A 25,577-nucleotide genomic window follows, 5' to 3' on the forward strand; every position below is an offset into this window, starting at 1 on the left:
GACGAGTCTGGTATTAATTTATCTTTAGTACGATTGTTTGCCCGTGCCCCTAAGGGAAAAAGAGCACGAGGTGAACGTCCTATTAAACGAGGAAAAAACGTCTCCTTAATTGGTGCAATTGGTTTCCAAGGTGTAATTACTAAAATCAGTCTTATTGGTGCGACAGATGGACTCACATTTGAGGCATTTATCTCCCAGAAGTTAGTTCCAAAACTTTGGAAAGGAGCAGTTGTTGTTATGGATAATTGTTCCATTCATAAAGGTAAAGAGATTGAAGCACTCATCCAAGCAGCAGGAGCAAATCTTATTTATTTACCACCTTACTCTCCTGACTTTTCACCAATTGAAAATTGCTGGTCGAAGATCAAGAGTATACTACGTTCTATTGGTGCCAGAAATTACCCTTCTTTAGCGAAAGCAATTGAAGAAGCTTTTAACAAAGTATCTTTAAAAGATATTAAAAGCTGGTTTACTCACTGCTGCTACTGTACCTCAGTAGACTAGGAAACGCTATATCACCGCCAGTTCTCAATTAGGCATCAATGGCATTGTTAATATTAATACTCCAGATGTTGACCCTACTAAAGGATTAACTCAATTGCCTTCTGTGCCTACCGACCCTACAAATCAAATTGTGGCAGGTTGCCCTAGCAACGAAGAAGCAAATTTTGTGATTAGCGGACGAGGAGGTTTACCAGAAGATCCCCGCCAAATACTGCGTGTTCAGGTAGTTTTACAGGATATGCGAGTCAGTGCAGATTCCCCAAATAAATCAGAGCAAATCAGCCATATAAAAGTACCAGATATAAAAGGGCAACCACCACTACAAGAAGCTACTGGATGGATGATTAATCAACAAGGACAGGTAGAATTGGTGGCAAATATTACTACCCAAATACAACCTGATGGTGGGAGAAATAAAAGTGATTGTGGGAATTTATCATATCAACCGTGACTGATTCAGCCATCAACATTTAGATGCGATCGCCTGAGAGAAATTCCGAACTACGGAGTTATGAATTCGACACCTACTAATTTGCTGTAGTCAAAATTAAGACTATTTTCTACTAGCTTTGAGAGGAAATGAATTGCGGCGTAGAGCCGGAACTTATTTGGCGTCGTCGCCGTTAAACACGCAACACGACGCCAAACCACGACGATAAACAAGAAAAATCTGGTAGTCCAGATGAATTAAAACCAAGTTGGAGGATCATCGTCCTCGCCTTCTCCATCACTTACTTCATCCGGATCATGTTGCCCATTATCGTCCCATCCTCTATAAGAAGCCTCTACGGGGACAGGTGCTAAGATCCACGAGTCGCCAGAATCTTCCACGGTAGTTATATAAATAACCATCGTAGTTTGTATCGGGAGCTAGGCTTTGATTACTGTAAGAGATGTTGGTGATGCGAACGCGATCGCCATAGCGAATTGGACTTGCATCGCCATCCGCTTTAGTAATCTGCCAGCTCTGTTTATCCTCATCATAGCCATCTTGCCAATAGTAACAATCATGGCTATCCGCAAAAGCCCCCAAAACATTATTGTCGCCTATTGCTGATTCTGTCGTTCTGATTTTGATGCGGCTGTTAGCTTGAACCTCGCCATTGCTGCCCACAAGTTCAAGTTTTGCTAATTTTTTTTTCTGTTGGCTCAACTTCGGCCAGTTGTAGCGTCCTTGTTCAACCGCAATCAAGTATTTTCCACTCTCGTGTTTGAGAAAAAACTTATCATTAAACTTAACGACAGCTTGATTAACGACATTTTGATTAGACATGAGAATGTTCTCCTAATTAATTACACATTTGTATTACTAAAACTTATCCAGAAATAGCAAAACTAAAGCATTGCTGTTCCTCTCGTTTTAATGTCAGCACTGTCTTCAGTTCTAACGCCCTTAAAACCGATAGGTCCCTCACCTTTGTAGGTCATAGTTCCATTGAGGGTTTGTCCGTCATCGTCAGACTTCACATTGATAGCGACAACGTTCTGGTCAGAGCGACCACCAAGTACCCATATACCCCCGTCATGCCAAGGAGCGGAATCCCCTACCCATTGGTTTTCAACTGTGTAACCATTACTACCAGAACGCTTCGCCCGAAAACTAATCGGTCCCTCACCAGAGTAGGTCATGGTTCCATTGAGAGTTTGTCCTTCATCATCAGACTTCGCATCGATCGCAATAACGTTCTGGTCAGAGCGACCACCGATCTCCCAACTGCCACCTTCGTTCCACGGCGCAGATGAGCCACCCCACTGATTTTCCACTTGATATAGTGCCCTATCTTTCTCGAGTATCTAACTATTTTTTAGTAGACAGAAAACTTTTCCAGAAGCTTTATTAGCGTTGAATTTGAATTAGGAAATCCCATTGACCAAAATCAGATCGCGCCCTGCTTTTCAAGCACATCTATTCTATATGAACTTCCGTAATAAGCACTTTTTATCATGCTTTAGCGATAAACCGTAGCTCTTTTATTTTGTTGATTAATAACTGGTGAACTAACACTATACACACATTGCAATATTAAGTTAAAACACAGATTAAGCTTTAACGAAAATACAATCAGCTTTGAAAAATTGAATAACATATTATTAATATGATTAATTGACTAGCAAGAAATTATCTGTATTAAATAATTATGTTATTAACAATAATAATTGACTAAAAGCAAATTATATGCATTTAAAAAGTATAATAATTAAAGATTGAGATAAAAAAAAGTAAGTATAAGCTTTTCATTGAGTCGATTTTTGGGATGCTAATAACATCATTTTTGACATAGTTCAGTGGCGTTGTCAGCGCTCCACTCAGCAAGCTTGAGGCAATGTCTACTAAAGTCTTTATCAGCCCTTTGCGTAAGACAGTTGTAATACAAAAAGTGGATGGGAGGATGGGGAGCAAAGGCAAGGGGAAAAGAAGCTAATTTCAGCTTGCAGTCTTTTTCCCCTTTGCACCTCTGCCTTTATTTGTAAATATTAGCTAGCTATATTTATCAGGCAGACTTGATACGATTAATCAATGCCAAAATTACGAGCTAGCAATTATAAATTGCAGATTATAAGCGTTTATGCGTATTCATCGTTACTTAATTTTAGGCATACTAATCTTTTTTTTAATTACAACTGTTTTACCAGCCACCGCAGAGGATTTTATTTCCCGAACTCAATCTCAAGTCATCTTACTAGAACAAGGAAAACAAGTTTATGATGCCGGAAAGTTAGTAGAAGCTGCACAAATTTGGTCACAAGCAGCCTAGATATTTCAGCAAAGCAAACAGCAGCACTATCAAATATTAAGTTACAACCACCTGGCTATTGTTTATCAAGACTTGGGCAAGTGGGAAGTAGCGCGATCGCTAATCACCCAAGCAGAGAATATCCTAAAAACAGTGGATGATTCCTTCCTTTACGCCCAAGTCCTCAATACCAAAGGAAGTTTACAATTAAATACTGGACAACCGGAATTAGCCTTAGAAACTTGGCAGCAAGCAGAGAAAATCTATCGTTCCCTCAAAGATGTGACAGGGATTGTGCTATCGCAGATTAACCAAGCTCAAGCATTGCAAACGTTGGGAGAGTATTGTCGCGCCCAAAGGCAACTAGAACAAATCAATCAAGACCTTGCTGCTTTACCTGATAGTCTCCTCAAAGCTAGGGGATTGCGGAGTTTAGGGGTAACTTTGCAAGTAGTGGGAGATTTAGAGCGATCGCAACAAGTATTATCGCAAAGTTTAGCGATCGCCAAGCTTGTAAATTCTAACGCAGATATCGCCGAAACCTTCTTAAGATTGGGAAATACCGCTAGAGCTAGGGAAGATTTTAAAGCCGCTTTAGAATTTTATCAACAAGCAAGTAGTGGTGACAAGCGTACTCAACTAGAAGCGCTGCTCAACCAACTCAGCCTTTTAATAAAAACTGAGCAAAATCAAGCTGCACTAGCATTATTACCGCAAATTCAAACGCGTCACCTGACTCCCAGTCGTTGGGGAATTTATGCACAAGTTAATTTAGCTGCAAGTTGGATGAAACTGTCATCATCAAACACAAAAGACATTGCTCAACTTTTGGCAACAGCAGTCACACAAGCTAGAGAATTAACAGATGCAAGAGCGCAAAGTTATGCTTTAGGAGAATTAGGACATCTCTACGAACAAACTCAGCAATTCTCAGAAGCCCTAACTCTCACTCAAACAGCATTATCTTTGGCACAGGGAGTGCAAGCAGATGATATTGCCGTCAATTGGTTGTGGCAGCAAGGACGAATTGAGAAAGCTAGGGGGAATGTTGAGTCAGCAATTACTGCTTATGAACAAGCTGTTGATTATTTAACATCTCTGCGTCAAGACTTAGTGCAATTGAATCCTGACGTGCAATTTAATTTCCGCGATCGCGTTGAACCAGTGTATAGGCAGTTAGTACAATTACTTTTACAAGATGTAGACAGCCTACCACATATCATCAAGCAACAACACTTAGAGAAATCTCGCAAAACAATCGAAGCATTGGAATTAGCAGAATTAGAAAACTTTTTCCACCAAGCTTGCTTAAGTTATAAACCGCAACCAATAGATAAAATCGATCCAAAAGCCGCAGTAATTTACCCAATTTTGCTAGAACGTCGCTTGGAGGTAATTGTTTCTCTTGCTGGGCAACCTTTGCAACATTATGGAACAAACCTTTCATTACAAGAGGAATCAGAGGTTTTTGATAAACTACGCCAGTCTTTTAACCTTGCTTTCTTGCCTGATGAGGTGCTACCTTCTGCCCAAAAATTATATGATTGGTTATTGCGTCCTGCCGAAAAAGAAATAAAACTTCAGGGGATTAAAACCTTAGTGTTTGTCTTAGATGGTTTTTTACGCAGTGTACCGATGGCAGTTTTGCACGATCGCATACAGATGTTGTCGAAAATCTCAAGTTGCAGCAATAGCTTGTTGAGCATCGTCAAAAAAATGTTGAGCTTGAGGTTTAAAGCACGGATTGCAGATGTTTTGCTGCATTTATTTCTTGTCTCAAGTTAAAAGTTAGATCAGCCTGTAGGATTGATAAATATTAATTTTCTGGCTTTTGCTAATGAACAATGCATTTGGTAGCTGGCAAGAATGGCTAACAGTATTCATCTATTTAGGTTTTACCGTCTTCATTGTCTGGAGCGTGTTTACCGCCGAGAAGAATTAAAAAAGCTGCATATCATTTCACCAGGGTCTTTTTGCTCAAAAGGCAAAACAGTCCCAGCTTGTTGAACCTTGACTCGTTCGCGACAATTGTAAACCTCTATGGGTCTTTTTATGCCATCTACGCTAACAATTGCCTTATATTCCCAGTAGTTTTTAGCACTTCGGCTGATACTGAGAATGCAAATTTGATGGCGTAGACCGTCATAGACAGGGTAATTGCGGCATACAGATGCAAAAGCCGGATGTACCACGAGAAAATTTAGTATTAATAGCAACACAAATATTATGTATTTAATTTGACTCATAAAAAATTGTTTAAGATTATTTGGAAATATTATTAAATTTTTTAACCTTTTGAGTCAATTCAATTACTTTTTCTAGTTTGACAGACTAAAGATTACAACTTCATAAAACATAAAGTATGAGAACAACAGCAAAAAAGCTCACAATGCTTTATGTACTATTTTCCGTTAAAGTTTACTAAGCTAAATTGAACCATGCCCAAACACCTTCTGTACTTTGAGAGTAAACTTTAGTACAACACCGCTTAAATAAACCTCCATTTTAAATCAATGAAACGCTTATACTGTGTACCTGTTTGAATTTTAAATTTTGAATTTTGAATTTCAGCTTGCGGTACTGGTGCGTCTACTCATGTACCATATCTTAATACCAATCGATAAGCCGTACTTAGTGCGTCTATTTAATTGAGAAAATCAGGTTACGCCTAGCTGGGTTCCCACCATTTGTATCTGTAGTTTTATTTTGAAAAATTGATATAACAACAAATGTGCAAAAAAAGTCAGTCGTAAGGACGATAAAATTGCAACCAAAAACAAATTTTGAGCAATCTGAGATTACACGCTGTTTTGCAGCAATACTGCTTTTTGGTCAAGTGTGGCTACATTTACTCCAAGGGAAAACCTACTATCGCAAGATTTTGCAACATCTTGTTACTGCTGGGCCAGATTCTATCTCTCCAGTTCTCCTTGTCAGCGGTTTTGCAGGAATGATTTTTACTCTTCAAATGGCAAGAGAATTAATCCGATTTGGCGCTATCAATACTATTGGAGGTGCTTTTGCCTTAGCTTTTTGTAGAGAATTGGCTCCTATTTTGACCGCTAGTATTATGGCTGCACAAGTAGGTTCTGCTTTTGCAGCAGAAATAGGTGCAATGCGAGTCACCGAGCAAATTGATGCACTTTATATGCTCAAAACCGATCCCATTGATTACCTAGTACTTCCTAGAGTAATTGCTTGTTGTTTGATGGTGCCTTTGATGACGATTTTGGCTTTAGTTACAGGCATTATTGGTGGAGTTTTTACCGCATCAAAGTTATACCAAATTGTTCCCGAAACATTTTTAGAATCAGTCAGAAATTTTTTAGAGCCGTCAGATTTGTTTATTATTTTGCTAAAAGGATTTATTTTTGGAGTGCTGGTTGCTGTCATTGGCTGTAGTTGGGGCTTAACTACTAGAGGGGGAGCAAAGGAAGTAGGAGAATCAGCAACAAAAGCAGTTGTTACTAGTTGGGTATCCATTTTTATTATGGATTTTTTCCTATCTCTACTGCTGTTTGAATAGCCTGCATTTTGAACCCAAGTAAGTATTGAATAAAATTCCTGATTTTTTAAGAAGTTGGGAATTTTAGCTATAAAAGAAGTTGTGGGGAAATAATACTACTTTTAAAGCATTGACGCAACCCAACCCAAGCATCACTTGTTTTTTCAGATATAACCGATCAAGTTATCAGAATTTAGGAATATATGAACTTATAGATTAGTGCACCCAAAGCTAAACCTCCCAATGAAAAGATAGAGGCAGTTGAAAAAGCTAGCCCTTCTTTAAGACCTGCTCTTTGAAAGTCTATCCTAACTAATATAGTCGCTGAAATTATGAGTAAAGTATCAAGAAATACCCGAAACCAGGCAATCATGATAAAAAATAAAAAAGCTGCTGAGACGGCAATGCCGAAAGACCTGGTATTTGATTGAAGAAAAAAACTGTAGTAAGATGTCATCTTCGGCCAAGGAACGGTCAACGTTATGATTAAAAGCAAAATAGCAACTACAATTGCCACCCACACAGATATAGGAGCATGTGTTTCTGATATTAACCAGCCTAAAGTACTGTAACTCAGCAGTACTAGTGCCAGGGACACCCAAGGAACTCTTTTCAAAATTGACATGGGTTTATATTTCTAGTATAGGGTTAAGGTCTTATCGCACAAATAAGTGTAGTAACTCAAGACTCTATTTTGCTTAAGCATTTGCTCTGTTTACGATCATTATCCTTCCTTAAGGATATCCCAGTATCAAAGGAGTTTTTTACAATACGAGTATTAGTGAGACAAGAAACCAGAAGTTCTTACAGATAAAATTATGTAAATTTTGAATATATGGTTTAGAATAGTAAGTTTGACATCATATTTTTATAGCTTCGATTAATAGACTTTTATGCTATTTACAACAAGGCCAAACAAGTTTGTCGAAAATTGCGATACAAAGTAGTTAAAGATTTGTAAACTGTTAGCAGCCGAGTCGCCGCGTGTCACATCTTGTTAAGGAATTATCATGAGACAACTTATTATTGCTGAACGCGTATGCCTCATTGGTCATATCGCGTCAAAAGCCTTTGGATTGGTAGGGATGCTACTGGTAGTACCTAATTCCGAAATAATTTTAAACTTATCGCAGGTAGGAGAAACCGCCATACAGTTAAGTATGGCTGGCGGCGGTGTAGTTGATATCATCTTAGGAACAGTAGCTGTCTCTATTTATGCCTACCGAGCGTTGGGATTAGGAACTTGGCTAGCATTTATGCTACCAGCTATGTTTATCTCTTTGGGAAGTGAACTACTGGGAACTAGTACAGGGTTTCCATTTGGTGATTATAGCTACTTGAGTGGCTTAGGTTATAAGATTGGAGGGCTAGTTCCTTTCACAATTCCTTTATCTTGGTTTTATGTTGGGCTGTCGTGTTACTTAATTGCGAGAACTGGTTTGAAAGTGCCTCAAAAACCCAGTTGGGGTCGCCATATTGCTGCGATCGCGGTTGGTGCTTTGCTCTTCACTTGCTGGGACTTTGCCCTTGAACCGGCTATGAGTCAAACTTCTCTGCCTTTTTGGTATTGGGAACAACCAGGAGCTTTCTTTGGAACACCTTACCAGAACTATGTAGGTTGGTTTGGTACTAGCGCCCTGTTTATGAGTGTAGCAGGATTATTGTGGAGAAATACCTCGATTAAATTAGAGCGATCGCAACTCAATCTGCCTTTAGTTGTTTATTTAACTAACTTTATCTTCGCCGCCGGACTCAGCTTGGCCGCTGGATTCTCCATTCCTGTATTACTCGGCTTATTGCTAGGTGTAATTCCGGCTGTGGCGCTGTGGTCAAAAAGTTCAACCACACCTACTCAAGTTACTGTTGAACCAGTAACCAAAGAAGTATCAGTAGCAAAGGTTGAAATTGCGTTGAAATAAGCGTGTTTGGGGAATGGGGACTCAGAGCACAAGGAGAATAATCCATGCCCCATCACTAATGACCAATGACTAATGACAGCACTTTGATAGTAGAAAGCGCTATTTCTCTTTTATTGCTACTTATCCAAGTACCAGCAACGGCGATTCTGTTTTCGCGGCTGTTAAAGGGACCAAGACGCCATCCTCCAATAGAACCCCAACAACCGATACCTGAGCTTCTAGGTAGGGTTAGCATCGTTGTTCCCACACTGAACGAGGCGCTTCGCATTAGCCCTCTGTTGGCTGGTTTAAGTCAGCAAAGCTATGAAGTTCGAGAAATTATGGTTGTAGACAGCAAGTCCAGTGATGGTACGCCAGATTTAGTAAAAGCCTCACAGCAAAAAGATCCGCGCTTTCGCCTGATGACAGATGATCCCTTACCCTCTGGTTGGGTGGGGCGTCCTTGGGCATTGCATAACGGTTTTCTATATAGCTCAGAGGCTAGTCAGTGGTTTTTGGGGCTGGATGCTGATATCCAACCGCATCCCGGTTTAGTTGCTGGTTTGGTAAAGACGGCCGAAGCACAAGGCTACGATTTGGTTTCTCTTTCACCCCAGTTCATCCTCAAATATCCTGGGGAGTGCTGGCTACAACCAGCTTTATTAATGACTTTGCTTTACCGATTTGACCCAGCAGGGATCAATTCAGAGCAACCAGAACGGGTAATGGCAAATGGGCAGTGTTTTTTGTGTCGTCGCTCTGTTTTGGCTGCTGTAGGTGGTTATAGCAGTGCGAGTAATTCTTTTTGTGATGATGTCACGTTGGCACGCAATATTGCTATCCAAGGTTATAAGGTCGGCTTTTTAGACGGCGCAAAGGTGCTGAAGGTACGAATGTATGAAGGAGCGATGGAGACGTGGAAGGAGTGGGGGCGGAGTCTCGACCTCAAAGATGCAACTTCTCGCTCTCAGTTGTGGGGAGATTTATGGCTACTTGCATCTGTTCAAGGTCTACCCTTTTTAATTGTCTTGACTTTTTTGTTGATTTCTCCCACATTTTTATATTCGCCCACTCCCCCACTCCTGCTGCTGGGACTGAATTTATTCCTATTGGTGATTCGCTTTGCGATGCTAATAGCGATCGCACCTTCCTACGATCGCACAAACGCTAAAGGCAGCTGGTTATTCTGGCTTTCCCCTTTAGCCGATCCCTTAGCTGTGCTACGAATTTTCTTATCTGCATTCCGCACCCCACGCGAGTGGCGAGGACGCAAGTATAGTGCTGAGTTGTGAGTGCTGAGTAGAGAGTAGGGAGTGAGCAGTGAAGAGTTTAGAGTTAGGAGTTAAAAATTTAAAACTCAGCACGGGCTAAACGCCCCGCTTCCGCTAACAGCACTCCTTAGTCCTCTTCACCTCCTACTTGATCCCCGCGTTCTAATTCCCAAAGAATTTGATTTCCTTCACGGCGTACCCGTGACACTATCCAGTTTCGCCAGCGCCATTGATCTCCACGACTGGTAACAGCGCTAGCGTGGACATCCATTAAATCTGCTAATTCAGAACTGGTGATTAAGTATCCTTTTTCAGAAATTTCGTCAGCTATACGCAGAGTTTCAACCAAGCTGCGGAGTTGCGAAACCCTCATTTCTAGCGGTTTTTCATCGGTCACGGCCGCAGTTGGGCCAATTGATGGTTCCATAACGGTTATTTCTGGTGCAGAAGTACTGATTTCTTGCGGACTTTGGTTAGTTATTCGAGAGTTTTTTTCATAATCAGCTACTTTTGCTACATTTAATTCATTTTCGGAAGGTAAAGATTTATAAAAATCCGTGGAAGATAATTGTTGTAGCGAAGGGATTTTGCCATTCGCATAAGTGCGAGCGATCGCATCACAACGTTCGTTACCTATGTTACCAGAATGTCCCCGCACGTATTGCCATTTTACTTTTTGGGTATTGAGTTCATCTAAGATTTCTAAAAGGTCTTGGTTTTGGACGGGTTTACCATCTGACTTTTTCCAACCTTTATTTTTCCAGCCTTTCACCCATTTGGTAACGCAGTTAATTAGGTATTCACTATCGGTATGAAGGGTGATGGGTTGGGCTTGTTGAGATGTTTGCAGAAATTGAAGGGCAGCGATCGCAGCTTGCATCTCCATTTTATTATTAGTGGTATAAGGGGATGCATCGCCCATTTCGTGGATTGAGCCATCGCAGAAGTAGACGACAACACCCCAACCACCAGGGCCAGGATTACCAGTGCAAGCACCGTCAGTGTATATGCTTTGAATTGTGGGTTGGGTGGACATGGTTAGAGTATCGAACCGCGAAGGACGTTAAAGATTCTAAGGAAACAGTTATTAGCGGCGAATTTTTTAACAAATATCCTGGCTATTATACTGATAAAATCTCTTGAATTTTGACTTTCTGAATTCTTCTCTAATCCTGATTATCTGGCAACTTTTCCATTTCTTCACTAATTAGCGTCTGCAAATCTTCGTCACAATGATTATGCAGATGAACTACACCAGCTAAAAGTTCTGATAGAATTTCAGCTTGTTGGTTCGCAGTTAAAGTAGTTAACTGTAACTGGTTAACTAATGCTTGTACTTTCAGGCATTCTATACCTAATTCAGCAATCAAGGTGTTGAGGGTTGAATTGGTTATTGCAAGAGGGCGGTTGCTAATCTGCATATTTATTGTCCCAATCTTTTACGCGCTTGTTGGATTGCCTTATCAAAAGCACGAATCTCTTTTTCCCAATGCTTAATTAGACCTTCGTTAGCAAAACTCTTTTCTTGATGTTCAGTAATTCTTTGAGCTGAAGATTCAATTGCCTTATTTTGAACGATAGGCAACGCGGAGACTTTGGATTAAAATCACCAGAGATGCGATCGCCATTAACCCGCCCCAAAACCAGTAAGGTAAAAGCAAATATCGCTGCATTTGCGCTGTATCAGAAATTCCCAGGGGACCAGCAGAACTACTAAATAGATAATCAAGTTGATGGTACGTACTTATACAAGCTTGTACACCCAAAAATTGAATGATAAACCCTTGCAGCCAACGAGGTGCTCTCAAGGCAATACCTAAGATTATTAAACCTAGTAAGGGAATTGCCACCAATCCAAACCAGGAACGCACCCAAATTAATGTGGACAACAGCAAAAAACTTCCTAAAATTTTCAAACAGAGGGTTGCTGCTGTAAAACTGCGGGAAGCCAGAATCAAAGCTGCACCGGCAAGAGGCGGCCCCATTGGCCCAGCTGCGGCGATTATTGCTGGGATAATTGGCCCCAACGGCGAACGGATGCCATAAGTTGCGACACCAGAACCATTGCTAAAAATCTGCAACTTCTGAAACTGTCCCCCTAATAGCAGTGCCATTAAACCGTGACCCATTTCATGAAACCAAGTTGCCAGAATTGTAAATGGATATAAGATATAATCTCCTCCTGGTACTTGCCACAATAAAGCAGTTGCGATCGCTGCTGCAACTAGCCAGGTTAGCCCCATACGTTCAACAACTGGCGGAGCTTCTTTAGCGAGCAAGGGTTCAAAATTTTTACTTGGTTCCCTCATAGGTCACTCATTAGCAGTGTATTTCCATCCATCCTAATGTAATTATTCAAGTAATGGAGTTGCTGGATAATGCAACAATTCGCACCTTGAAGCGACGGCTGTCACTATGGCGCTATCAAGAACAACATAGTTATCCGTCGCTTGTCTGATGCAGTTCATTTGTTTCTCCTCCAAAATGGATGCCGGAGGATGGCAAAAAATACTTAGTTAAGCAAGTTGAAACAGGAATGTCATTAAGTCTCCTTTACCCAAGCTGATGCGATCGCCTGGTCGCAAGCGATGACGGTTCCCTGGTAAAAGTGGCAAATTATTGATGTAAGTGCCATTAGAACTTCCCACATCCTCTACATAATGAGCATCTCCCTCAATGCGAATATCTGCATGAATCCGCGAGACAATTTCGGAGTTGGGAAATCCTGAAACATCTATATCTGGAGGAATCCGGTCATTAGGCTTGCCGATATGAATCACAGAGAAATTTTGCGGCAATTCAATTAAGCGATCGCTTTGAATGTGGATTAACCGCGCTGTAACCTGCTGTAATTGCGTTCTGGCAGCAGTTGCAGTTGGTGCTGGTGCTGCTGGTTCATTTACTTCAGAGGCCGGTGCTGGTTCCACAGGTGGTGGAGTCGGAATGCTACTTTGTCCAGAGACTACGGGTTGAGCTACAACATTTGGCACTGGCTCTGGGGGGCTGCTTACTGTAACAGGTATTTGTGGCGTTGGTTCTGGGGAAACTGCCACCTCTGTTGGTGGTAAAGATGATTCGGGAGGATGGGAGTTAGTAGAACCGCTTATTCCCAAGGCATCTGGTTGTAAAAGTTCTAATAGTGGATCAGGTGGAACTAATGCTGGCACTTCCACGGGGGTATTGGGAGTGACTGTTGTAGCTACTGCGGGATGAACGTGTGGAACTCCTGCGGAGTGAAGGTTATAGCCACACTGACCGCAGAATGCAGCATCTGCCTGCACAGTTGCCCCACAACTAGGACAATTAGTAGTCGCAGGTAACGGTGTATAACAAGCTTCACACTGAACAGCGCCGTCAGGGTTGGGATGATTGCAATTAGGGCAGACGATCATCGATATTTAGCCTTTGTTCAAGATCATCATAAATATAGTTAGGACTGGCAAGCAGAGGGCGGCCCTAGCTTTAGATTTTAGCAATTACTGCTAATGGAACGATTAGAATAATTCGTAATTGATAATTCATAATTCGTAATTGCTTCACACATAAATGCGCTTGCTTTAAGCAAGGAATGTGTTTTTTCTTTTCCATAGCTAAGGTTAGTTGCTTCAGAACCTTGAGGAGTTAATTACGAATTACGAATTACGAACTACGAATTACTAATTACTTGGTCAATGTTGAAGTTCCAAACCTGCTGCCGCATCTAGCAGCCACCAAAGTTCTCCTTGGGGCTGAATTAAGCGGGATGGATAAGTGAAGTCATCGGCTACAGGTGCAAAGACTTGCGCTAAAGCTGGTCGTTTATTAGCACCAGCAACCAGAAAAATCACGCTACGAGCAGAGTTGATGAAGGGATATGTGAAACTTATCCTGGGGTTTCCGTCTTTGTTACCTACAGTCACGAGGCGATCACGTACTTTAAGAGCCTCTGTGTGGGGAAACAAAGATGCGGTATGTGCATCATCACCCATTCCTAGTAATACTACATCCAAGGGGGGAAACTCGACACCAGAAGAATTGAAAAATTCTTTGAGATGTTGTTCATACTTGGCAGCAGCCATTTCTGGATTGGCTTCTAAAGTTGGTACGGGGTGAATGTTAGCCACTGGGATATCAACGCGATCTAGCCACGCACGACGCGTCATCAGTTCATTGCTATCGGCATGATCTGGTGGTACGTAACGCTCATCCCCCCAGAATATATGAATTTTATCCCAAGGCAGTTTTTGAGTAGCTATCGCTTCGTATAACGGTTTAGGTGTACTGCCACCAGACAAGGCGATGGTAAACCGCCCACGCTGCTCAATGGCAGTTTCTAACTTAGACAAGATTAATTCTAGCGCTCGTGCAACCAGCGCTGGTTGATCCGGTAAAACTTCAACGGTTTTGTTCATGGCTTCATCATATTGCTGGCTTCTGGCAATACAATACCTAACTTATTACAATCCCCCTTTTTAACTTTTGAAACATTTAACATCGTGGATTAAGTAAGCTTGAAAAACGTACACTTCCTGATCACCCTCAACCGTAAGTTGTCAGTAGTGAGTCGTACTCACTACTAACCACTCTCATGATTATTTTTATTTACATCCAGTTACTTGATACTTTGTTGATTAACGCCACAAAGGATACGTTTATTAATTCTTATTAAAAATTAATAAAACTAATTAATCACAAACAACGCTTCCCAGTTTGCGATCGCTTCACGTTGGGCAATTAACAATTCCTGAATTCCTTTTTGGGCGACATCTAGCAGTTGATCCAGCTGAGTGCGGCTAAAGCTGCCTTCTTCGGCTGTTCCTTGGACTTCAATGATTCCCAGGTGTTGATTCATCACCACATTAAAATCTACTGTTGCAGCTACATCTTCGATATAATTTAGATCCAAAAATGGTTCTCCCTCCAGTAATCCTACGGAAACGGCTGCTACTTGTCCACACAAAGGCGATCGCTCTAACACGCCCTCTTGCAATAATTTAGAAATCGCATGAGCCAACGCCACAAACGAGCCTGTAATGGCTGTTGTCCGAGTTCCAGCATCTGCTTGCAACACATCAGCATCCACAGTCAGCGTGCGTTCTCCCAGTGCCTCAAAATCCACTGCTGCGCGTAAGCTGCGTCCAATTAAACGTTGAATTTCTTGCGTCCGTCCAGATAGTTTCAATAATTCCCTTTCTTGGCGTTTTTGAGTAGCAGATGGTAGCATACGATACTCAGCAGTTAGCCAGCCTTTACCAGTTCCTTCAAGAAACTTCGGAACTCCCTTATTAACGCTAACAGTACAAAGGACTTGAGTATCACCGCATCTTGCAAGAACAGAACCGGGGGCAAAGCGAGTGAAACTGGGGTGAAAACTGATCGGACGTAGTTCGTAGGGAATCCGACCGTCAGGACGCTGCCAAGCCATTGGAGTTGCCTCAAGTTTTACAATACTGCCTTAAGATTACCTTAGTGTTATTGGCCAAATAGGACATTGGGCATGGGGCATTGAGAAGAGACAAGGTAGACAAGAAAGAGGGGGGGAGATTAGAAAAAGACTTGTTCAATAATTCCCCCTTGCCTCCCCTGCTCCCCTGCCCCCTGCCCCCTACCTGCTTCTAAGGAACTGAAAGCAGAGTCAAAATATTTTGCTGTACCATCTCTGGTGATTGGTCGCCGTTGATGGTCAACAAGCAGCGACGGTCGTAATATTCTAGGATGGGAATGGTGCGATCGTAGAATAATTCTACACGGCGCTGTACGATTTCTGGTTGGTCATCTGGTAGCGATCGCCCTAAGGATTATCAAAGTATCTGCAAAGCCTTTGTGCTTGAGTGCTTTTTCCCGATCCTGAACCTCCCAGAATCACCAATCTCACAACAATTTACTCCTCATTCTGTCAAATTCACTACTAGCTAAGTCTGTTTTCCTAAAACAACTGATAAATCTAACCTTTAGCGATTTTTAGGCGTTGTGCATAGCTTTTTTAAATAATTGGAACTACAACTCATTTCAGAGAAAAGACGAAAATTTACAGTGGTTAGCGGTTTTATAAACTACATCTAGAAACGTTATATGCAATGTCTATACAGGCTTTCGGGTTTTGTCTATGTACTTCATTTACCTAAAATATGCTGTAAATCAAACAGGACTCTTGACTTAAATACAAACCTAGTGTTGACTAAGAATGCAATTTACCAAATCCACCATATTTGTAAAAACAGATTGATTATATAGGTAAATTTGTCAGTTTCACCGTCAGTAATAACCTTTTAGTTATTGTATTTCTTTGAACTTAAATTTATGGTTGTCCAGTTAGAAACTCAAAGTATCAATTCAACCCTAACCCTACCATATCCAGTTGAAGGGCTAGTGCAAGTTTTCACTAGTTCCTATCGCAACTTTTTGACAAATGTGATGGCTCAATCACTGAGAATAGCTGGACAAGGAACGCCAGTATTAATAGTGCAGTTTCTCAAAGGAGGTATTCGCCAAGGACAAGATCGACCTATACAATTAGGACAAAATTTAGATTGGATTCGCTGTGATTTGCCTCGTTGTATTGATACACCGCATTTAGATGATATAGAAAACCAAGCTTTACAAAAGCTGTGGCAGTATACACAACAAGTCGTCTGTGAAAGTAAGTATTCTCTTGTGGTGTTAGATGAGTTAAGTTTAGCGATTAACTTTGGTTTAATTTCAGAAACGGAAGTTTTAGCGTTTCTGGCAAAACGCCCTCCCCAAGTCGATATTATTCTCACAGGGCCAGAGATGCCAAAATCTCTTCTTGATGTAGCAGATCAAATTACAGAAATCCGCCGCAGTTATCGACCTTAAACAAAATACTCAGTTCAGGATATCCTAGTAATTCCGTTTGAATTAGCTGTGAAGTTGTGATTAAAAATGATATCTGGATTACTGAAATGGCTCAACAGGGTCTAATTTCCCCCTTTGAGCCAAGTTTAATCCGAAAAGTACAAAAAGCGGAAAGTCTGAGCGGCGGTTCCCACTGTTCAGAACTTTCTAAGACAGATGAATCAGCAGCAGTTAAACATGTAATCAGCTACGGTTTATCTTCTTATGGCTACGATATACGCCTTTCTTCGGCCGAGTTCCGCATTTTTCGTCACATTCCCGGAACTGTTGTCGATCCCAAAAACTTTAATCCTCAGAATCTAGAGCCAACAGCACTGCATACAGATGTCAATGGCAGTTACTTTATTTTACCTGCTCATTCCTATGGACTTGGAGTTGCTTTAGAAAAACTGGAGGTTCCTGAGAATATTACTGTTATTTGTATTGGAAAATCTACGTATGCCCGTTGTGGCATAATAGCGAACTTAACACCTGCTGAGGCTGCATGGCGAGGTCATTTAACTTTAGAATTTTCCAACTCTTCCAGTGCAGACTGTCGTATTTACGCTAACGAAGGCGTGGTACAATTGCTATTTTTAGAAGGTGAACCGTGCGCTGTTAGTTATGAAGCAAGACAGGGTAAATATCAGGATCAGTTAGAGATTGTAACTCTAGCTAAAGTTTAAGTAGCAAAGAACTAATCTTGCCTTACTTAGATGCTGCTTTGCTTAGAATTATGCGATCGCTCTAAATCATACTCAAAAATCGGAGTGCGATCGCTTGCGTTATCCCACTGCAAATTTTGTCAGCTTTCGCATCTAAGGAGGCTGATAAATAAGCCAGCACTATATCTTACTTAGGATGCTAAATATAGAACTCGCTCTGGTGTAATAACTCGAAAACTCTATAGTTTAAACCTTCATCACATTCTAGCTCTCAGGCAGGAGTTGGAGCGATCGCTCTATCCTACAAAACATTCCCTAAATCTTGAATTGTATTTGCTACAACAATCCTGCGTAAAATCTCTTTCAATTGCTCTAAATCAGAAACTTGCGAAATTTGCGACATCAACTCTAAACCATCACTGCCAAATTTCGCTTCTAAACTTGTTTCGATGCTAGAGATTATTCCACGTACTTCTCCTTCTGCTTCTCCTAGTACTTGTCCCTCACGTAAAATTTCTTGATACCAAGGTGACTCTCTTAAGACTGTCATATCCCACCTCATGATTTCCTGAACTAAAGTACTTTCTAATACAAAGGTTGCAAAAAATGCGAGAACTGTCTCAAGTTGATTTAATTGTTCATCAGCACGCAACATTCGCAATGCTTCCCTAATTGTAGACTCGTTTTCTCCGCCTTTGAGAATTGGTACAAAAGGAAGCAGCGATGGTAACGGTGTCTCAAAAGCAATATTTACATCAACCTCCCAAAGGTTAATTACGCGGTAATCTTGAATTGCTCTTAACCCGATAAAATTTGATGCAAAGCTTGTAGGTATTTCACTATTGCTGATTTTGAGAATGTTAATCAGTACAGGGTAGGTTTGTAATTTATATTTCTCTTCTGCAAGAGCAGCATAAGCACGCATTCGACGCGGCATTTCTGACGTGTGCCGTAATTGTAACTCATTGAGGATGAGAAATTTTCCGTATTGGGGACTTTCAGCCTGAATTACAACATCGCTTTGTCGGCTAATCCATTGGAATTCTGTATTTAAGATTTCGCCTGTAACAATGTCGGCAATTCCTGTCACCCATTTTGCCCAATTATTTGGTGCAAGACTGAATTAATTTTTTAGTACTAATATCTGTAGCTTTGTTCATCTAAAAAATAGATGCGATCGCTCTAAATCATCAAACCTAATAAATCGGAGGATAGTCGCGTCGCTTTATCTTACCGCAAATTATGTCAACTCTCGTCTAAGATAAGCCATTATTTAAGGTGCTAACCTTGCTTTACCTAGACGCTGCTTTTCATACCATTGTGCGATCGCAGGTGCCCAATCTTCAAAATGAGGCCACATCATTTCACACAATTTTTGAATTTCAAGTTGAGCATCTTTCTTATTTCTTAAGTCACAAAAATGCAAGAAAGACCTTAAATTAAAACTAACTACAAAATGCTGGCGATAATCAAAAGGTACTTTACCTCTGGCGTGTTCTTCAGACATTCCCGCCTCAAAATCAGCTTTATATCGTTTAGCTGCGTCTTCACACCATTGCAAATCGGCAGCTCTTGCTTCAGGTGAATAGTGGTACTTTTTGCCTTGTCTATCAGTGTAATAACCAACGGGACGTAGGTAAAAAACATCTTCTATGTCTTTCTTACCTTCTACTACATCAATAAATTGGTTGCCTGTGTATCTAAAAGATTGTACATCAAATGATACAGAAACCCGATGAGTCCGAGCCTGCTGCATCACACTGTGGGGAAAGTAGCCACAGTTAAAAACAATCTGGGGATGCTCTAAAGGCCCATAGTGTCCCCTCTCACCCGCTAAAAGCCGCTTAACAATAACTTCACCGCTTTGTGACTCCGACGGCCAGGAGTCACGCTCGTCAAACACGAACCCATCGGTATAGTCTTGGTGCATCGCGGCATAAATCACCTGCTGCGGGTTTGGTGTTTTGGCAATAACCTCTACTCGAAATCGATGCATTAGCTGTTGGGGAATGGATTTGTGATTGAAAGTGCTTACTAACAAGGAGCAAAGCCTGTTGCTTAGACATAGCTTTGAACTCGATTCATCATCATATCTTTTCTCTGGCTTGGACTTCTACTCGATTAGATTAAGATACTTTACAAATATTAATATCTTTGTTACAGTTATTTACATAAACAAAAGACAGAGAAAAATCCATGCGTACAAGCACTGCTATCATTGACAACCAAGGCAAACTGAACAACTTTGCGCTTGAGCCAAAAGTTTATATAGATGAGCAAGGCGATCGCACTGGTTTCACTCCCTATGCAGAAATGCTCAACGGTCGTTTAGCAATGATTGGTTTTGTCTCTCTGATAGCATTAGAAGTATTTACAGGACACGGTATTGTTGGTATCTTGACAAGTCTATAAAAACTAATTTATTTAACATCACCTCAAAAAATTAAGAGACGGTAAATTTACCGTCTCTTAATTTATGGAAAACTTAGTGATAGAGTGAAAATATACTGATAACAAAAGCCGTTAATTATCAGCGTCAAAATATTGGGTGAACTATGGCTTTAACTGCTTCAACTATGTTGCCACTAGGCACTAAAGCGCCAGATTTTAATCTACCGGAAGTAGTATCTGGAAAGGCAACTTCACTTTCTACCTTTGCAGATAAAAAAGCATTGTTGGTAATGTTTATTTGTCGGCATTGCCCGTTTGTAAAACACGTCCAAAAAGAATTAGCGCAGCTAGGAAAAGATTATTTTACAAGTGATTTAGCGATCATTGCCATCAGTGCCAACGATGCAAAAAATTACCCAGATGATGCCCCAGAGTCGTTACAAGCATTTGTAACAGAACAAGGCTTTACTTTTACCTTATGTTACGACGAGAGCCAAGAAACAGCGAAGGCTTATACAGCAGCTTGCACGCCAGATTTTTTTATATTTGACGATCAACGCCAACTTGTTTATCGGGGACAATTAGATGATAGCCGCCCCAGTAATGGTAAACCCGTAACAGGTGTAGATTTACGCGCAGCCATTGAAGCAGTGCTAGTGGGTAAACCTGTTACAAGCGAGCAAAAGCCGAGTGTTGGTTGCAATATTAAATGGAAACCTGGAAACCAACCCAGTTATTTTGGTTAAGAAGGACTAGGCATTGAGCAGTGGCCAAACAGGGAGGAGAATTGGGGACAAGGGGAAGGGAAAGACTTGTTGCAAGTTTTAACTTTAGTCACCTTGTCCCCCCTGCTCCCTACTCCCTAATACTCATGACTATTAATGTTTAATTTCCAAATTTAGTATGTAGCATCCTAATTGGACTTTTTCTGCCCACAATTCATATTCCAGCCGCAAATTATCGGGCAAGGGATGTCCGTTGAGAGTTAGGCTACGAGTAAAATTTCGTAAACGAATGGGATCGTTAGGTTGCAATGACTCAGTTGGCAACCAATAACGACTTATGCCATAAACACCCTGTTCCCAAAAGTGACGGTAACTCACTTGAGCATTACCTTGCATAGTCATAATAACTCGGTAAGGGGAAATCTCCAGCCACAAAATTCTGGGACTGTTAGGGGCATAAGCTTTGCTCTTAGTTTGAGGAAGTGTGTCTTCTGGACTTATGACACTCTCTACTTCGCAGCTAATTAAGGGTGGTGCAGTCATCAGTAAATGGAATCGATCAGTATCTTTTTGATACAATGTCGCGGCAGTTTCGACAACAGACCAGATCGGTAGGTCAGTGGAAATCAGTGATAAGCACACGGGCTTGCGGTGATGAGTGAGCATGGGAGCGATAAAGGCTAAAAGCTATTGAACAAAATGAAATGAACACTCTAGCTGTCTAATAGGTCTGGGTAGGAAACTAAATAGTAAAACAGGCTTAATATTAATGAATCCGCTGATTTGTTAATAAGCTACACAAATCTGGATGAAACAAGTAGAATGTCAGCTTACACAGTAAAAACGGTACTTTTATCTAGAGAGAGCTAATTCGTAAGTAAAGCTTGTAAATATTCTAAGGCTATAGCCTCAAAACAGTGGCAGTCGTTTTAGATGCTAAAAACCTTCTTCACAAAGACTTACCGGAGATTGGAGTAAGTTTCATACAGCCAAAAGCGATAGGATACTAACAAGGAAGTCACCAGAAGCGACAAACTAAGTCGCTGATGAACTTCCGGTGTATTCAAATGCCAGTGTATCCTAATGTCGGCTTCTGTTATAACCGTAGAAACTCACGAAAACCTTTCTCACCAAAATATTGCTGAGTAAAAAGTAAAATTCATTGACTCAGCAATATTTTGGTCTGCTTATTGACAAGGTGATAAAGAGGCTGAAGCTTCATAAAAAATTATTCTGATTTATTTTTATTTATTACCGATGCCATTGCACCTGTGAACAAGTCATGTGTGTTACAGGCTGGTACTTATTTGGGAATACTTTTATAGGAGTGATAAAAAAGGCGATCGCACTAACACTTTCAATCCAAATGTACTACGTCACTTTAAAATCACTCTTATTTTACAAAAAAGACGTATTAATACTCACTAATCTACCAGGAGCAAGCAAGATGGGATTTACTGAAGAGATTGCCAAGCTATCTGAACAAGTGCGTAAGCGGGCTGACCAAGTTGTTGGCGAAGAAGCTACTAAGATGGCACTGATTGTTCCTTTTTTGACTGCTATTGGCTACGATGTCTATGATCCTAGTGAAGTAATGCCGGAATATGTAGCAGACTTTGCTATTAGAAGATCAGGACAGTTTGAAAAGGTAGATTACGCCTTAGCTATTAACGGTACTAAAGTTATGCTTGTAGAAGCAAAAGCCCGTGGTCAAAAAGCTGAGGCACATGATGGACAATTGAGCAAATATTTTAATGCACTTTTGACAACAAAAGTAGCTATCGTCACTAACGGTGTTGAATACCGTTTTTTTACAGATTTGCGTGATAAAAATGTCATGGACAAGGAGCCATTTTTTACTTTTAACATCCTTGAATATGATTCTAAAGATATTGACAACCTCAAATTCTTTCATCGTGATAATTTTGATATCACAGCTATTACGAGCCATGCTGAAGAAATGGTTTATGTAAAAGGCATGACTCAGCTTGTAGGAAATCTTTTACGTTCTCCTTCGGAAGAATTTATTCGTTTCTTGGTATCTGAACTACGTTCCTCTGACCACAGGTATGAATTTCAAGGTAAGATTAATGCTAGGATAATTGAAAAATTCAAGGCAATTGTTAAAAAGTCGATTCAGGGAAGTTTACTAGACTTAATGACAAGCTCACTTAGCCGAGAAATGTCTCAACCTGTCAAAGTTGAAGTAGAAGCAGAAATTGAAGAAGAGGAACAACCCCAAGACCCTCAAGAATCCAGAATATTAACAACTGCTGAAGAAATAGCAGCTTTTGAAAAAATTAAAGCGATTACGCAAACTTCAAAGAGCTACAGTTTTGAACTTAAGTACAGAGATACGACCTCATACTTTGGTATCAATCTTGGCAAAAGTACTTGGTGGTTTTTGAGACTATATCTATCTTCGCAGAAAAAAAGTTTTGTTACTCGACTAAGTGTAGATGAAGTAAAGTCGCTAGCTTCAAACTTTGAAGTGCAGGAAGTAACAGCTTCTCTGGGGGATGTCGCATCAAAAGTAATTATTTCCTCTGTTAGTGATTTAGATCAACTGACATCACTGATTCTCAGATGTTACGAGACAGAAGCAGCCAAGCATCAAACATTGACTCCAGATGTAATCAGAATGGAAAAATCAGCTTAACTCAAGGTATCTACTACTAAACGACACCTAATCAACTATTTCCGATTTTTGTCTGTTAATCAATTAGCGATCGCAGTATTAAGCTGTTCCACAAATAACCTTGCATATATTGGGCGGGCGAGACGCCCACCCCACAATAAATGTACAATTTCAGATTATGTAAACTAGATGTGGTTTAGCTTAATTGCTTGACATATCGATAATCATTGGCTTGGAAAAAGGACAAAAAAGTGGCTCTACAATCAGCAGAACCACCAAAGCTTTCGCAAATCTGTTATAAATTAACGAGCTGCCCCTTGAGTAGAAACAGTATCAATTGGTTTCATCAAGTACAGCCGCAATAACTGCCAGCCGTTGGAGATGTAAAGCGGCAGTTTTCGGAAGAATTGCAGGAATTTGGGAGTGTTGGAGTTAGCGATCGCACCCAGCTTCTCGTTATTGTTTATACAAACATCCAAGCGATCATAAAACTCGGAATTCTCTACATCCAGCATCAGTGGGAATACCCGACCTGCGTTTTCGTTGGTCTTCTTAATCACATGGATATCGTATTCTCGCGCATCCAATCCCAGGGTGGCATAAAAGTCCTTGCGTTGGATGTCATTAAGATACATAGTCGCAAACACTGACAACAGGAAGAACCGACTCCATAGCTTTGCTTTCCAATCATTCAATATTTGCGGCTGGGATTTCATGATGGCATCAAAGAAATCGCCGTGACGGTTTTCATCCTGACACCAGTTCTCAAAGAACCGGAAGATTGGATAAACCCGGTCTTCGGGATGTGCTTCTAAATGGCGATAAATGGTGATGTAGCGCCAATAACCGATCTTCTCAGAAAGATAAGTAGCGTAAAAGATGAATTTCGGTTTAAAGAAGGTATAACTGCGACTCTTAGTCAAAAACCCTAAATCTAGGGACATATTAAAGTCCGACAAAGCTTTGTTCAAAAAGCCAGCGTGACGCGCTTCATCCCGTGACATCAGGTTAAAACACTCTGCCAAAACAGGGCTTTTTCCTTTCAAGCGACGACCAAGTTCTTTATACAGCAAAAAGCCGGAAAACTCTGCTGTACAAGAACGTTCTAGAAATTCAACGAACAATCGGCGAGTTTCCCCGTCAATATGATCCCAGGATTGTTCAAATTCGGCATCCCGAACAAAGTGGTGGCGATTGTAGTCAGTGCGGAACTCTTCAAGAATGGCTCTTAACTCATCTTCGTTGACGGAGATATCCATCCGTGCCATTTCATCAAAATCGGTAGTATAAAACCGAGGTGTTAACAAGGTTTCTTTTGCCGGGACTTTAATTCCTGGCCGGATTTCTTCAAAGCCTGGTTTTTTAAGGGAATCTACCATGTCTTGATTTCTCTTTCGTCTTTATTATCTTAAGTAGACCTTTCGGGTGACGTTCCTACGTCTCTACCGCCACGGTAACGGCAGTTTTTCATGGGGAGCCAGTGCGTTGGGCGGCTGTGGCGACTTGTTCGCGCAGCGTCTCCCCTTGGGAGAAGCAACTGGCGTGGAAACCCCGTTGGCGCTAGCCTCTTCCTTTAGGGAAAGACCCGACTGCCTCACCAGAAATGCTCTGGCAAACCGTAACAGCCCACAATAATCGAATTGTATAAAGTTCAGTCTACCAAGGTGCGGGTGAGAAATTCGTAAGCAAAACATTAAGAGTTGCAACAATCACTCAATATTTGCGGAATCAAAAATCGCACATTAGTAGTCAAATAAATGTAGTTGAGTGAGCAGCATTATTTTGAGCGAGTGCAGTAGCACTCACCTCTTGATTCTCAAAGCATTACTATCTCAGTAATTTTCTGTGGTTTTTACTAAAATAAATTCATGGGGTTCTATTAATACGTTGAGCGGCTTAAAATTAACAATCTATAAGTAGCATAATTACTGAAAAATTATAAGTACTTTAGTGATATCTTGCACTCTTATTAATAACTAGAGATTGGACAATGCCCATAATTTCAAATCAGAGTTGCAGCGAACAGTAGTATCCACTACGAAAATTGCTAGCAAGTAACTGGTGCATAATGCAAATCTAGCTATTAATACTTGGTATCAAAAACAGTTAAAAAAACCTATCTTAAACAACAAAAGTAAATCCAAAGGGTTGAAAACAAGATGAATCTTGAAAACAATCAGCAGCAAAAAGACCGACTTCTTGTCTCTTATATCTTGTGTGCAGTCGGATTTATCGGGGTGGGAGGATTGCACCGTTTCTACAATGGCAGGATCGTAACTGGTTTGTTTTGGCTGTTGACTGGTGGTGTGTTTGGTATAGCCCTCTTCTGTCACTTTCCGGTTATTCTAAATAAAAGGATTAGAAGAAAAAACTCTGCAAGGGAGGTAGGGCAATGGATGTAGAATTACAAA

27 protein-coding genes and 3 pseudogenes are annotated in these 25,577 nt (G+C 40.8%); 14 read left to right on the forward strand and 16 right to left on the reverse strand.

Annotated elements, in window-relative coordinates:
- Window positions 1-33: 33 nt before the first annotated feature.
- Both V7K79_RS19585 and V7K79_RS19590 read left to right on the forward strand, forming a co-directional pair.
- Entirely contained in the window at window positions 34-504 is a 471-nt protein-coding gene (locus V7K79_RS19585; protein WP_335049660.1) for a transposase, read from the forward strand.
- Window positions 505-598: 94 nt separating this feature from the next.
- Complete coding sequence (locus tag V7K79_RS19590; RefSeq protein WP_335049661.1) at window positions 599-955, forward strand: hypothetical protein; 357 nt, start codon at window positions 599-601, stop codon at window positions 953-955.
- Window positions 956-1,276: 321 nt separating this feature from the next.
- On the opposite strand, the gene V7K79_RS19595 is transcribed toward V7K79_RS19590, so the two are convergent.
- Both V7K79_RS19595 and V7K79_RS19600 read right to left on the reverse strand, forming a co-directional pair.
- The gene (locus tag V7K79_RS19595; RefSeq protein ID WP_335049662.1) at window positions 1,277-1,777 is read right to left on the reverse strand and encodes a hypothetical protein; all 501 of its coding nucleotides are present in this window, start codon (window positions 1,775-1,777) and stop codon (window positions 1,277-1,279) included.
- Between the two features lie 62 nt (window positions 1,778-1,839).
- Window positions 1,840-2,268, reverse strand: coding sequence for a lectin OAA family protein (locus V7K79_RS19600; protein WP_335049663.1), 429 nt, complete (start codon window positions 2,266-2,268; stop codon window positions 1,840-1,842).
- 803 nt (window positions 2,269-3,071) lie between these two features.
- On the opposite strand from V7K79_RS19600, the gene V7K79_RS19605 reads away from it, so the two are divergent.
- The gene (locus V7K79_RS19605) at window positions 3,072-3,260 is read left to right on the forward strand and encodes a hypothetical protein (protein ID WP_335049664.1); all 189 of its coding nucleotides are present in this window, start codon (window positions 3,072-3,074) and stop codon (window positions 3,258-3,260) included.
- 33 nt (window positions 3,261-3,293) lie between these two features.
- A complete protein-coding gene (locus V7K79_RS19610) occupies window positions 3,294-5,024 on the forward strand; it encodes a tetratricopeptide repeat protein (protein WP_335049685.1) in 1,731 nt (576 codons plus the stop codon).
- A 137-nt stretch (window positions 5,025-5,161) separates the two neighbouring features.
- Here the strand turns inward: V7K79_RS19610 and V7K79_RS19615 are convergent, their stop codons facing one another.
- Window positions 5,162-5,485, reverse strand: coding sequence for a hypothetical protein (locus tag V7K79_RS19615; RefSeq protein ID WP_335049665.1), 324 nt, complete (start codon window positions 5,483-5,485; stop codon window positions 5,162-5,164).
- Between the two features lie 518 nt (window positions 5,486-6,003).
- Here V7K79_RS19615 and V7K79_RS19620 point away from each other — a divergent pair.
- On the forward strand, window positions 6,004-6,765 hold the full coding sequence (locus V7K79_RS19620) for an MlaE family lipid ABC transporter permease subunit (RefSeq protein ID WP_335049666.1): 762 nt from the start codon (window positions 6,004-6,006) through the stop codon (window positions 6,763-6,765).
- A 172-nt stretch (window positions 6,766-6,937) separates the two neighbouring features.
- On the opposite strand, the gene V7K79_RS19625 is transcribed toward V7K79_RS19620, so the two are convergent.
- On the reverse strand, window positions 6,938-7,369 hold the full coding sequence (locus tag V7K79_RS19625) for a hypothetical protein (protein ID WP_335049667.1): 432 nt from the start codon (window positions 7,367-7,369) through the stop codon (window positions 6,938-6,940).
- A 385-nt stretch (window positions 7,370-7,754) separates the two neighbouring features.
- On the opposite strand from V7K79_RS19625, the gene cruF reads away from it, so the two are divergent.
- Both cruF and cruG read left to right on the forward strand, forming a co-directional pair.
- Window positions 7,755-8,663: a gamma-carotene 1'-hydroxylase CruF gene (cruF, locus tag V7K79_RS19630; protein ID WP_335049668.1), complete on the forward strand. Its 909-nt coding sequence runs from the start codon at window positions 7,755-7,757 to the stop codon at window positions 8,661-8,663.
- 65 nt (window positions 8,664-8,728) lie between these two features.
- Window positions 8,729-9,934 carry a 2'-O-glycosyltransferase CruG gene (gene cruG, locus V7K79_RS19635; RefSeq protein ID WP_335049669.1) on the forward strand — a complete coding sequence of 402 codons (1,206 nt, stop codon included), beginning with the start codon at window positions 8,729-8,731 and terminating at the stop codon, window positions 9,932-9,934.
- A 106-nt stretch (window positions 9,935-10,040) separates the two neighbouring features.
- On the opposite strand, the gene rnhA is transcribed toward cruG, so the two are convergent.
- The 8 genes and pseudogenes from rnhA to V7K79_RS19675 form a co-directional block, all read right to left on the reverse strand.
- On the reverse strand, window positions 10,041-10,949 hold the full coding sequence (rnhA, locus tag V7K79_RS19640) for a ribonuclease HI (protein WP_335049670.1): 909 nt from the start codon (window positions 10,947-10,949) through the stop codon (window positions 10,041-10,043).
- Between the two features lie 130 nt (window positions 10,950-11,079).
- Window positions 11,080-11,334, reverse strand: a complete 255-nt coding sequence (locus V7K79_RS19645) for a hypothetical protein (RefSeq protein WP_335049671.1) — start codon at window positions 11,332-11,334, stop codon at window positions 11,080-11,082.
- A gap of 2 nt (window positions 11,335-11,336) precedes the next feature.
- Window positions 11,337-11,498, reverse strand: coding sequence for a hypothetical protein (locus V7K79_RS19650; RefSeq protein WP_335049672.1), 162 nt, complete (start codon window positions 11,496-11,498; stop codon window positions 11,337-11,339).
- Window positions 11,479-12,222 carry a M50 family metallopeptidase gene (locus tag V7K79_RS19655; protein ID WP_335049673.1) on the reverse strand — a complete coding sequence of 248 codons (744 nt, stop codon included), beginning with the start codon at window positions 12,220-12,222 and terminating at the stop codon, window positions 11,479-11,481. Before V7K79_RS19655 ends, V7K79_RS19650 begins: the two co-directional genes overlap by 20 nt.
- Before the next feature lie 207 nt (window positions 12,223-12,429).
- Window positions 12,430-13,305: an FHA domain-containing protein gene (locus V7K79_RS19660; protein ID WP_335049674.1), complete on the reverse strand. Its 876-nt coding sequence runs from the start codon at window positions 13,303-13,305 to the stop codon at window positions 12,430-12,432.
- Between the two features lie 276 nt (window positions 13,306-13,581).
- Window positions 13,582-14,304: a 6-phosphogluconolactonase gene (gene pgl / locus V7K79_RS19665; RefSeq protein WP_335049675.1), complete on the reverse strand. Its 723-nt coding sequence runs from the start codon at window positions 14,302-14,304 to the stop codon at window positions 13,582-13,584.
- Window positions 14,305-14,573: 269 nt separating this feature from the next.
- Entirely contained in the window at window positions 14,574-15,317 is a 744-nt protein-coding gene (rph, locus tag V7K79_RS19670) for a ribonuclease PH (RefSeq protein WP_335049676.1), read from the reverse strand.
- 190 nt (window positions 15,318-15,507) lie between these two features.
- Window positions 15,508-15,690: pseudogene (locus V7K79_RS19675) on the reverse strand (adenylate kinase); the annotation flags it as partial.
- A gap of 502 nt (window positions 15,691-16,192) precedes the next feature.
- On the opposite strand from V7K79_RS19675, the gene V7K79_RS19680 reads away from it, so the two are divergent.
- The gene (locus V7K79_RS19680; RefSeq protein ID WP_335049677.1) at window positions 16,193-16,729 is read left to right on the forward strand and encodes a P-loop NTPase family protein; all 537 of its coding nucleotides are present in this window, start codon (window positions 16,193-16,195) and stop codon (window positions 16,727-16,729) included.
- 56 nt (window positions 16,730-16,785) lie between these two features.
- On the forward strand, window positions 16,786-17,433 hold the full coding sequence (gene dcd, locus V7K79_RS19685; RefSeq protein ID WP_442938957.1) for a dCTP deaminase: 648 nt from the start codon (window positions 16,786-16,788) through the stop codon (window positions 17,431-17,433).
- A 280-nt stretch (window positions 17,434-17,713) separates the two neighbouring features.
- Here dcd and V7K79_RS19690 read toward each other — a convergent pair.
- Window positions 17,714-18,572: pseudogene (locus V7K79_RS19690) on the reverse strand (Rpn family recombination-promoting nuclease/putative transposase).
- Window positions 18,573-18,685: 113 nt separating this feature from the next.
- Window positions 18,686-19,408, reverse strand: a complete 723-nt coding sequence (gene thyX, locus V7K79_RS19695) for an FAD-dependent thymidylate synthase (protein ID WP_335049678.1) — start codon at window positions 19,406-19,408, stop codon at window positions 18,686-18,688.
- A gap of 200 nt (window positions 19,409-19,608) precedes the next feature.
- On the opposite strand from thyX, the gene V7K79_RS19700 reads away from it, so the two are divergent.
- Together V7K79_RS19700 and V7K79_RS19705 are read left to right on the forward strand one after the other, a co-directional pair.
- Window positions 19,609-19,824 (forward strand): chlorophyll a/b-binding protein, encoded by a 216-nt coding sequence (locus V7K79_RS19700; RefSeq protein WP_335049679.1) that lies wholly within the window; start codon window positions 19,609-19,611, stop codon window positions 19,822-19,824.
- Between the two features lie 143 nt (window positions 19,825-19,967).
- Window positions 19,968-20,549: a thioredoxin family protein gene (locus V7K79_RS19705; protein ID WP_335049680.1), complete on the forward strand. Its 582-nt coding sequence runs from the start codon at window positions 19,968-19,970 to the stop codon at window positions 20,547-20,549.
- 132 nt (window positions 20,550-20,681) lie between these two features.
- On the opposite strand, the gene V7K79_RS19710 is transcribed toward V7K79_RS19705, so the two are convergent.
- On the reverse strand, window positions 20,682-21,194 hold the full coding sequence (locus tag V7K79_RS19710) for a hypothetical protein (RefSeq protein ID WP_335049681.1): 513 nt from the start codon (window positions 21,192-21,194) through the stop codon (window positions 20,682-20,684).
- 781 nt (window positions 21,195-21,975) lie between these two features.
- On the opposite strand from V7K79_RS19710, the gene V7K79_RS19715 reads away from it, so the two are divergent.
- A complete protein-coding gene (locus V7K79_RS19715) occupies window positions 21,976-23,187 on the forward strand; it encodes a type I restriction endonuclease (protein ID WP_335049682.1) in 1,212 nt (403 codons plus the stop codon).
- Window positions 23,188-23,468: 281 nt separating this feature from the next.
- Here V7K79_RS19715 and acsF read toward each other — a convergent pair whose 3' ends face one another.
- Window positions 23,469-24,545 carry a magnesium-protoporphyrin IX monomethyl ester (oxidative) cyclase gene (gene acsF, locus V7K79_RS19720; protein ID WP_335049683.1) on the reverse strand — a complete coding sequence of 359 codons (1,077 nt, stop codon included), beginning with the start codon at window positions 24,543-24,545 and terminating at the stop codon, window positions 23,469-23,471.
- Window positions 24,546-24,591: 46 nt separating this feature from the next.
- Here acsF and V7K79_RS19725 point away from each other — a divergent pair, with 46 nt between their 5' ends.
- Together V7K79_RS19725 and V7K79_RS19730 are read left to right on the forward strand one after the other, a co-directional pair.
- Entirely contained in the window at window positions 24,592-24,801 is a 210-nt protein-coding gene (locus V7K79_RS19725; RefSeq protein WP_335049684.1) for a hypothetical protein, read from the forward strand.
- A 524-nt stretch (window positions 24,802-25,325) separates the two neighbouring features.
- Window positions 25,326-25,493: pseudogene (locus V7K79_RS19730) on the forward strand (NINE protein); the annotation flags it as partial.
- Window positions 25,494-25,577: the final 84 nt, after the last annotated feature.

The sequence above is a fragment of the Nostoc sp. genome (assembly GCF_036917575.1).
Classification (GTDB): domain Bacteria; phylum Cyanobacteriota; class Cyanobacteriia; order Cyanobacteriales; family Nostocaceae; genus Nostoc.

Excerpts from the sequence above, each read along its gene's own strand:
- V7K79_RS19595 (WP_335049662.1), bottom strand. The coding sequence starts at position 1,777 with ATGTCTAATCAAAATGTCGTTAATCAAGCTGTCGTTAAGTTTAATGAT.
- V7K79_RS19715 (WP_335049682.1), top strand. The coding sequence starts at position 21,976 with ATGGGATTTACTGAAGAGATTGCCAAGCTATCTGAACAAGTGCGTAAG.
- V7K79_RS19705 (WP_335049680.1), top strand. The coding sequence starts at position 19,968 with ATGGCTTTAACTGCTTCAACTATGTTGCCACTAGGCACTAAAGCGCCA.
- rnhA (WP_335049670.1), bottom strand. The coding sequence starts at position 10,949 with ATGTCCACCCAACCCACAATTCAAAGCATATACACTGACGGTGCTTGC.
- acsF (WP_335049683.1), bottom strand. The coding sequence starts at position 24,545 with ATGGTAGATTCCCTTAAAAAACCAGGCTTTGAAGAAATCCGGCCAGGA.
- V7K79_RS19700 (WP_335049679.1), top strand. The coding sequence starts at position 19,609 with ATGCGTACAAGCACTGCTATCATTGACAACCAAGGCAAACTGAACAAC.
- cruG (WP_335049669.1), top strand. The coding sequence starts at position 8,729 with ATGACTAATGACAGCACTTTGATAGTAGAAAGCGCTATTTCTCTTTTA.
- V7K79_RS19645 (WP_335049671.1), bottom strand. The coding sequence starts at position 11,334 with ATGCAGATTAGCAACCGCCCTCTTGCAATAACCAATTCAACCCTCAAC.
- V7K79_RS19660 (WP_335049674.1), bottom strand. The coding sequence starts at position 13,305 with ATGATCGTCTGCCCTAATTGCAATCATCCCAACCCTGACGGCGCTGTT.
- rph (WP_335049676.1), bottom strand. The coding sequence starts at position 15,317 with ATGGCTTGGCAGCGTCCTGACGGTCGGATTCCCTACGAACTACGTCCG.
- thyX (WP_335049678.1), bottom strand. The coding sequence starts at position 19,408 with ATGCATCGATTTCGAGTAGAGGTTATTGCCAAAACACCAAACCCGCAG.
- V7K79_RS19680 (WP_335049677.1), top strand. The coding sequence starts at position 16,193 with ATGGTTGTCCAGTTAGAAACTCAAAGTATCAATTCAACCCTAACCCTA.
- V7K79_RS19710 (WP_335049681.1), bottom strand. The coding sequence starts at position 21,194 with ATGCTCACTCATCACCGCAAGCCCGTGTGCTTATCACTGATTTCCACT.
- cruF (WP_335049668.1), top strand. The coding sequence starts at position 7,755 with ATGAGACAACTTATTATTGCTGAACGCGTATGCCTCATTGGTCATATC.
- V7K79_RS19655 (WP_335049673.1), bottom strand. The coding sequence starts at position 12,222 with ATGAGGGAACCAAGTAAAAATTTTGAACCCTTGCTCGCTAAAGAAGCT.
- V7K79_RS19625 (WP_335049667.1), bottom strand. The coding sequence starts at position 7,369 with ATGTCAATTTTGAAAAGAGTTCCTTGGGTGTCCCTGGCACTAGTACTG.
- V7K79_RS19615 (WP_335049665.1), bottom strand. The coding sequence starts at position 5,485 with ATGAGTCAAATTAAATACATAATATTTGTGTTGCTATTAATACTAAAT.
- V7K79_RS19605 (WP_335049664.1), top strand. The coding sequence starts at position 3,072 with ATGCGTATTCATCGTTACTTAATTTTAGGCATACTAATCTTTTTTTTA.
- pgl (WP_335049675.1), bottom strand. The coding sequence starts at position 14,304 with ATGAACAAAACCGTTGAAGTTTTACCGGATCAACCAGCGCTGGTTGCA.